The organism is uncultured Campylobacter sp. (assembly GCF_937949835.1).
In the GTDB taxonomy this organism is placed as follows: domain Bacteria; phylum Campylobacterota; class Campylobacteria; order Campylobacterales; family Campylobacteraceae; genus Campylobacter_B.
Map to the genome: position 1 here is coordinate 1 of NZ_CALEDC010000373.1, position 1,801 is coordinate 1,801.

General features: G+C 47.6%; 2 protein-coding genes. Both read left to right on the forward strand.

Annotated elements, in window-relative coordinates; genetic code table 11:
* A partial coding sequence (locus Q0256_RS08540) for a PepSY-associated TM helix domain-containing protein (protein ID WP_297962212.1) occupies window positions 1-514 on the forward strand: 514 nt, incomplete at its 5' end.
* Window positions 511-1,801 (forward strand): TonB-dependent siderophore receptor (locus tag Q0256_RS08545; RefSeq protein ID WP_297962214.1); only part of this gene is annotated, 1,291 nt, incomplete at its 3' end. The genes Q0256_RS08540 and Q0256_RS08545, both read left to right, overlap by 4 nt.

Consider the following 1,801-nt stretch of genomic DNA (forward strand, 5'->3'; position numbering starts at 1 on the left):
ATGGTGGGAGCTAAGGGCGGTAACTTACAAGCCGCTCGCAAATCCATGCGGCGCGGTCTTGCAAAATTTTAAGACCGAGCAAAATTCCACCGTCGCGGCATCAAACGGAGCGGTAAGCATGAAAGCGGCGCAAAATCTTGCGACGCTAGATGAGGCTTTAGCGCGGATAGCGGTTAAATTTAAAGAATTTCGCTCCACCTATATCGCCTTTCCGCTCTGTCCGGGCGGCGCTTTTACCGTATACGGCTTCGAGGCGGGGCAAAACCCGCTGCAAAGCCCTTACGCGAGCCGTATCACGATATCGGATGCAGGCGAAATTTTAAAAGCGGACTTTATAAACGATGCGAATTTTTCGGACAAACTTCAAGACGGCTTTCGTCGCGCCCATGCGGGCTCATACGGCGCAATAACGAAGCTTATATGGTTTTTAGCGGGGCTTGCGCCCCTATTTTTAAGCATTTGCGGATTTTACATAACCCTAAAAAATAGAAATTCTAAAAGGAGAAAGTTATGAAGAAAGTATCTCTTTCGCTCGTAGTCGCATTAAATATGCTAACTTCACTTTATGCGGAAAATAACGCCACTGCGAGCACCCCGGAGGACTTAGGCACCATAGAAGTGCAAGATACCCAAAAGCTCCGTCGCGACGACAGAGATTATGAGGCTAGAAAGCTCGTTAAAAGTACCACCAGGCTCGATCTTACGGCGAGAGAAACGCCCCAGTCTCTTACCGTGGTGACCGAAGCCAAGCTAAAAGATATGGGGATAACCGATTATCAGGTGCTGATGCGAAATATCGCGGGCATTACGAGCGGGCGTTGGGATGAGAGGCTCTATCCTACGGCGCGCGGATTTAGCATAGATTATTATCTGCTTGATTCGATGCCTAGCTTCGGAGGTTTTAGCCTCGGGGCGAACGATTTAAATTTACTGCCATATGAGCGCGTTGAGGTAGTAAAGGGTGCGAACGGATTATTGGCGGGCGCGGGAAATCCCGCCGCGAGTTTAAATTTTATCCGCAAGCACGCGGATTCCGCCGTTCCGAAAGGATACATCAGCCTAAACGGCGGCTCATACGACAAATACGGGCTTAAAACCGATGTGCAAAGCCCGCTCAATCAAAGCGGTTCGGTGCGCGGACGCCTAGCGTTTATGCATGAACGATCGCACTCTTATATGGACTATTACAATCGTCGCAATACTGCCGTTTATGGCGTATTAGATATCGATGTAACAGACGATTCAAGGCTGAGCTTTGGCTCATTTTATCAGACTCTACGCCGACATGGCACACGCTGGGGCGGAATGCCCGCGTTTAAATCGGACGGCACGCGCACGCACTTCGGCAAAAACAAAATTTTCTCTCAGCCTTGGACGCGATACGACATCTCTACGCTTGATTTTTATGCCGATTTTAAACAATATTTCTCAAACGAGGCGAGTTTAAGCTTGAGTTATTCGTTTCGTCGCGCTCATACCGATTCAAATTTGCTCTATTATGGCGGCAGGGTAGGCCCTGGCGGCATCGGAAACGTCGCCGATCTTAGCGTTTATGCTAACAAGCGCGAAGAGAATATCCACAATATCGATGCCTATGTGAATATCCCTTATGAATTTTTCGAACAAGATCATGAATTTGTATTTGGTGTGATGTATAATCTTTACAAAAAAGGATCTGATAACGTAAGTAGCTACTGGAATAACCGAAATACTCCAGCAGGCCTTGCTTATGCCGCGCGCACTAGAATAAATTTTAACGACCTTCATATTGAAGATCCACGCTTACCGTATGTAGATCAAA